Source organism: Parasynechococcus sp. (genome assembly GCF_042954245.1).
Taxonomy (GTDB): domain Bacteria; phylum Cyanobacteriota; class Cyanobacteriia; order PCC-6307; family Cyanobiaceae; genus Parasynechococcus.
This window is the reverse complement of record NZ_JBGKDP010000030.1, coordinates 1-5,447: the sequence shown is the minus strand read 5'-3', so window position 1 is coordinate 5,447 and position 5,447 is coordinate 1. Positions and strand designations below refer to the sequence as shown.

Below are 5,447 nucleotides of genomic sequence, written 5' to 3'. Positions count from 1 at the left end.
CAGAGCAACACCGCGGCTTGCCTTGAGCAGTAGAATATCACCGGATTCCAGCCAGGCTGCCAAGGGTGTTGCGGCGTCTTCCGGATTCGAGACCAGCTGCAGGTGGGGCAGGGATGCGGCCACTTCAGCCATCGCCTTGCCCTCCGCACCGCCATCCACCAACACCAGGCCATCCAGGCCGAGCTGCACTGCCCGGGCGGCAATCTCTTGATGCAGAGCAAGGCTGCGGTCACCGAGTTCCAGCATGGTGCCCAGCACGGCAAAACGTCGCCCCGGTTGCGCAGCCAAGAGCTCAAGAGCCGCTAACACCGCCTCGGGGGAGGCGTTGTAGGTCTCATCGAGGAGTGTCAAACCACCCTGCTGCAGGCGGCGGTTGCATCCGCCCGGCACCGTCACCTGCATGCCTTGCAATGCCTTGCGAGACACGCCCAATTGGTCAGCAACAGCCACGGTCAAGAGCAGATTGCGGGCGTTGTGGCGCCCTTCCAACTGAAGCTGGAGACGATCCGCATTGATCAGCAACTGGTCGCCGTCAATGGCTCCGATCAGATCAGCACTCATCAGATCAGATTCGACCTCGGGATCGTCAGCCAGGCGCACGCGCAGCACGCGACCGGACCAGACCGCCGCCAACGCAGATTCCAGCAGGGGATCACCGGCGGGAATCACCACGGTTCCCTTGGCATTCAGCCCAGCGGTGATCTCACATTTGGCCGCTGCAATCGCCTCACGGCTGCCCAGACGACCGATATGGGCCGTTCCGATGTTGGTGATCACCGCCAGATCTGGCTCCGCGCAGCGGGAGAGACGCTCGATCTCCCCAGGGCCCCGCATGCCCATTTCAATCACCAAGGCTGCATCAGCTGCGGTGGCGCCCAGAACGGTGAGCGGAACCCCAACGTCGTTGTTGTTGTTGCCTTCACTGGCCTGAATCGATCCCAGCGGAGCCAATGCCGCTCGAATCAACTCTCGGGTTGTGGTTTTGCCCGCTGAACCCGTCACCGCCACCAGAGGCTTGCCCAGGGCACGGCGATGCAGCAAAGCCAACTGTTGATAGGCCAGCAGTGTGTCGTCCACCCGCCAATGCAGTAGTTCCGGCGGCAGCGATTCGGCCCAGTTGCGGCTCACAACAGCAGCCTGGACCTTGCATTCAGGCAGTTGGTCGAGGAAGTGATGACCATCGAAGCGTTCCCCTACCAGGGGGACAAAAAAATCACCTGCCTGAAGCTGGCGGCTGTCTGTGCACACCCGTCCCACCAGGGCATCGGGTTCAAACCTGCCGCCCTGGGGGGTTCCCCAGGCATCAATCAGCTGACGCAGCGTCAGGGTCATCCCAGCAACCCGAGGTCAAACAGGATCATGCCGCCGCCAACCCGAGCCGACCGCCCAAGCAGATCGCCCTGTTCATTGACCAACTGAAGACTGGCGTAATCCAGCTCAAACGCCGACTCAAGCCAGCTGGAGGCGAGAGCCTGGCGCTGATCGATCGGCAACTGCTCCCAAACGTCAACAGACAACTCCAACAGCAAGCGGTCCTGCTCCGGAACGGGCGTGGCTGAACAGAGCAGTCCTTCGGGGACGGCCGTGTCTTGAAACAGCTTGAAGAGAGGATCGAAACTGAGTTGGGGTTGGAGGGGCTCCTCCGTCTCCAACGGCTCCGATGGCTCCAAGGCCAGCTCAGCATCCACAGCTTCCGGCATGGGTGATGGCTCCTCCGCCATGGGCTGTGGTGCTGGGATCAGCTCCGGCACGGGGAGCTCAAGGGGAGACGTCCGCTGCACCTCGACCGGCTCCGGACGCGGGGCAGGGGGGGCATGGTCCTGCCAGAAGCGGACCCCAGCCAGCGGCAGCAGAAGCAGCAACACCAGCAGCAGCGGCCAGAAGCTGGGGGCGAGATCCCGGGGCCAGAAGCCTGGGACCGAAAGCTCGCCCTCCCGATTGCGGCGCCAGAGTTCCTGGCCCCTGAGCCGAACATCGGCGGCCATCGCCTGCAGGTTGCGCCCGAACTCCTGCCAGGGACTGACGTAAGGAGCCGGAAGATTGCCCGATGGCTCCCCGCTCTGGGGCTCAGATCGAGCCTCAGGGGGGGAGTCGGATCGGGCAGGCTCGCTCAAACTCAACTGGATCGACGACCGAAGAGACGGTTCAGGGGATTCCGGCCGATGGAGGTCACCTCAGCAGGAACCCTGGCCTCTTCAGTCTGCCTCTCGGAACGGGAGGGATTAGCAGCCTGACCTTGAGAGAACTGTTCCACCAGGGCAGCATCCGGCGTGGGTTCCTTGATGCCACAAACGTCCCTGTACATGAGGTCGTAATCGACCGCAGAACGATCCCAGCTGTAGTCCTGATTCATGCCGCGTTTCTGCAGCTCGACCCAGCTGTCACGATGGCGGAAGGCTTCCCAGGCCCGCACCAGAGCTGTGTAGAAGTCGACCGGTTCAAAGCGATCGAAGCAGAAGCCTGTACCGCTGTCGGCAGCGGGGATGTGGGGTGGAACTGTGTCAACGAGACCACCAACCTTGCGAACCACGGGCACTGAGCCGTAGCGCATGGCGTAGAGCTGGCTGATGCCACATGGCTCAAACTGGCTGGGCATCAGGAAGGCATCGCTGCCGCCGTAGATCAACCGCGACAGGTCGTCGTCGTAAGTGAGGAAGACGGCGCACTTGCCCGGGTGACGGGATGCGAGTTGCCAGAGTCCGGATTCCAGCCCCCGGTCACCTGTTCCCAGCACAACGATCTGGGTGTCGGTGTAGGCCAACAGGCGATCAGCCACCTGCAGCAGCAGATCAACTCCCTTCTGGTCGACAAGACGACTGACCATGCCGAGTACGAATGCATCCTCCCGCACCTCCAGCCCCATCCGCTCCTGGAGCACCTTCTTGCACACTGCCTTGCCGGAGAGATCGTCGGCGCTGAAGTTCGCCGGCAGGGAGCGATCGGTGGCTGGGTCCCATGCATCCAAATCGATGCCGTTGAGGATGCCGCGCAGCTTGCCCGAGATGAAGTTGAGCAGACCCTCCAGCTTTTCGCCGTATTCCGCCGTGCGGATTTCCTGGGCGTATGTGGGCGACACCGCATTGACGCGATCGGCGTACAGCAGCGCAGCGGCCATGGTGTGATCCCCCTGCATGTACCAGGGGCACCAGGTCATCCGATCGAGCTTCCAGCGCCAGGGACCCTGGTACTTGAGGTTGTGGATGGTGAACACCGTGCTGATTTCCGGGTCCTGATACATCCACACCGGGATCATCCCGGTATGCCAGTCATGGCAGTGCAGCACCTGGGGCTTCCAGACGTTCCAGGAGAATTCGGCAGCAGCACTGGCGAAGAAGGTGAAGCGCCAGTCCTCGTCGTCGCCGCCGTAGATGCGCTCCGGGTCGAACACCGGGTGACCCACCAGGTAGATCGTCATTCCATTGGTGGGATGCTTCGTTTCATAGACGGCGAATTCAGTGCCCATGGTCTGGGCCCGCCAGATCGGCTCCGCCGGCACGTTGAGGCGGCTCCAGAGCTTGGAGTAGCCCGGCATGATCAGGCGCACGTCGTGGCCGAGCTTGGTCAATGCCAGGGGCAAAGAGCCAACAACATCGCCCATCCCTCCAACCTTGATCATCGGGGCGCATTCCGCTGCAGCGAAGAGGATGCGCATGTCTCAGATCAGCGTTGGCGCGGCGACTTTAGGGGGAATTTAGGAATCTGTTCCGTCAGGGAAGAACCGTCACCTGAGTTCCAAGCGACACCTGGCGATACAGGGCACGCACATCCTTGTTGTAAAGCCGCACGTAGCCATGGGAGACAGCCCGTCCCACCATCCAGCGGTGGGGGGTGCCATGAAACCCCGTGGTGGTGCATCCCTTGATCGTGATCCAGGCATCGCCTCATGGGCATCACGGCCGAGGCAACCGCGATGGAAGGCAATCCAGTGGCTGCCCAAGGGGTTGTCGGGCCCTTGCTCCTCCACCCGCTCGCCACTCGCCGGATGCACCCACACGGGATTGGGGATCTTCTGCAGCAATTCAAAGCATCCGGTGGAGGTCTCCTACCCGGGCATGCCGATGGCCACCGGGAAGGCATTGTGCAGCTTGCCGTTGTCGAGCAGAAACACCCGGCGACGGCCGCGCAGCATCACCACACGGCGACTGTTCTGGCGGCGTAGATCCTAAGGCAATGAGGCCAGGCCTGCCGTCACAGAATCCGTCGTCGCCGCCTGCAGGAGGGCCAGCGGTTCTGGCGGAGGGAGAGGGAGCATTCCCGTCATGGTAACCAACCTATCTCGGAAAAATCTGGAGACCGCTTCTCAAGGAAGGCATTGCGGCCTTCCACGGCTTCTTCAGTTCGATAAAAGAGATGGGTTGCATTGCCGGCCAACTCCTGCAGTCCGGCGAGGCCATCGGTTTCGGCATTGAATGCGGCCTTGAGGCAACGGATGGCCGTAGGGCTGTGCTGCAACACCTCCCTAGCCCAACGCACCCCCTCCGCCTCCAGCTGCTCCAACGGCACCACAGCATTAACGAGGCCCATCTCCAACGCCTCCTGGGCGCCATAACGGCGGCAAAGGAACCAGATTTCACGGGCCTTGCGCTGGCCGACCACCCGCGCCAGGTAGCCCGCACCAAAGCCACCGTCAAAGCTGCCGACCTTGGGTCCGGTCTGGCCAAACACGGCGTTGTCGGCGGCAAGGCTGAGGTCGCAGAGCAGGTGCAGCACCTGGCCGCCACCCATGGCGTAGCCCGCCACCAAAGCGATCACAACCTTGGGCAGGCTGCGGATGATGCGCTGCAGATCCAGCACGTTCAAGCGCGGCAGGCCGTCCTCACCCACGTAACCACCATCGCCACGAACACTTTGATCACCGCCGGAACAGAAAGCAAAACCACCATCGGAGGCTGGGCCAACGCCGGTGAAAAGCACCACACCGATATCGCGGTCATCCCGAATGCGCGTGAAGGCATCACAGAGCTCCATCACCGTTTGCGGGCGGAAGGCGTTGCGCTTGGCGGGGCGGTTGATGGCCACGCGAGCCAAGCCGTCCGTGCAACGGTCCACAAGGATGTCCTGGTAGCTGCCCCACGGTGTCCATTGCGCGGTTGGCGCACCGGGCAGCACCTGACGCATGTCACTCATCGGGTTCAGAACTCGGTGCGTTCATTCTGAGCAGCGGCGCGCAGCTGCTGACGCAGGGCGGCGTCACGACCGCGGTCGCTGCACAACCGCAATAACACCGGCTGTTGCTGCGACAAGCCCCAGGCCAAGGCCTCCTGTAGATCCTCCAAACAGGCCACCTGGCGACCAGACACACCATGGGCCGCCGCCAGGGCCAGGGGATCCACCTGCTGGGGCATGGCAAAGAGCGATTCGAAGCCCGGTGTGGCAATGGGCAACTGCTGAAAAATGCCGCCGCCACCGTTGTCGATCAGCAGCACCAGCAGTGGTGGAGGTGCTGC

Annotated in this window: 7 protein-coding genes; 1 reads left to right on the top strand and 6 read right to left on the bottom strand. The window is 62.6% G+C overall.

Annotated elements, in window-relative coordinates:
- From murF to ACGVJ8_RS01070, 4 genes are all read right to left on the bottom strand, one after another.
- Positions 1-1,332 (bottom strand): UDP-N-acetylmuramoyl-tripeptide--D-alanyl-D-alanine ligase (gene murF / locus ACGVJ8_RS01085; RefSeq protein WP_392345092.1); only part of this gene is annotated, 1,332 nt, incomplete at its 3' end.
- The gene (locus ACGVJ8_RS01080) at positions 1,329-2,114 is read right to left on the bottom strand and encodes a hypothetical protein (protein ID WP_392345091.1); all 786 of its coding nucleotides are present in this window, start codon (positions 2,112-2,114) and stop codon (positions 1,329-1,331) included. The genes murF and ACGVJ8_RS01080, both read right to left, overlap by 4 nt.
- 2 nt (positions 2,115-2,116) lie before the next feature.
- The gene (gene glgA, locus ACGVJ8_RS01075) at positions 2,117-3,652 is read right to left on the bottom strand and encodes a glycogen synthase GlgA (protein WP_392345090.1); all 1,536 of its coding nucleotides are present in this window, start codon (positions 3,650-3,652) and stop codon (positions 2,117-2,119) included.
- 55 nt (positions 3,653-3,707) lie between these two features.
- Complete coding sequence (locus ACGVJ8_RS01070; RefSeq protein WP_392345089.1) at positions 3,708-3,815, bottom strand: L,D-transpeptidase family protein; 108 nt, start codon at positions 3,813-3,815, stop codon at positions 3,708-3,710.
- Positions 3,816-3,883: 68 nt separating this feature from the next.
- Between ACGVJ8_RS01070 and ACGVJ8_RS01065 the strand changes: the two genes are divergently transcribed.
- Positions 3,884-4,159 carry a hypothetical protein gene (locus tag ACGVJ8_RS01065; protein ID WP_392345088.1) on the top strand — a complete coding sequence of 92 codons (276 nt, stop codon included), beginning with the start codon at positions 3,884-3,886 and terminating at the stop codon, positions 4,157-4,159.
- Positions 4,160-4,257: 98 nt separating this feature from the next.
- Here the strand turns inward: ACGVJ8_RS01065 and menB are convergent, their stop codons facing one another.
- Positions 4,258-5,127, bottom strand: coding sequence for a 1,4-dihydroxy-2-naphthoyl-CoA synthase (menB, locus tag ACGVJ8_RS01060; protein WP_392345087.1), 870 nt, complete (start codon positions 5,125-5,127; stop codon positions 4,258-4,260).
- 5 nt (positions 5,128-5,132) lie between these two features.
- Positions 5,133-5,447: thiamine pyrophosphate-dependent enzyme (locus ACGVJ8_RS01055; protein ID WP_392345086.1), on the bottom strand; the 315-nt coding region annotated here is incomplete at its 5' end.

What these genes read in the sequence shown, in the direction of transcription:
- glgA (WP_392345090.1), bottom strand. Translation starts at nt 3,652, where the DNA reads ATGCGCATCCTCTTCGCTGCAGCGGAATGCGCCCCGATGATCAAGGTT.
- ACGVJ8_RS01070 (WP_392345089.1), bottom strand. Translation starts at nt 3,815, where the DNA reads ATGGTGGGACGGGCTGTCTCCCATGGCTACGTGCGGCTTTACAACAAG.
- ACGVJ8_RS01065 (WP_392345088.1), top strand. Translation starts at nt 3,884, where the DNA reads ATGGGCATCACGGCCGAGGCAACCGCGATGGAAGGCAATCCAGTGGCT.
- menB (WP_392345087.1), bottom strand. Translation starts at nt 5,127, where the DNA reads ATGAGTGACATGCGTCAGGTGCTGCCCGGTGCGCCAACCGCGCAATGG.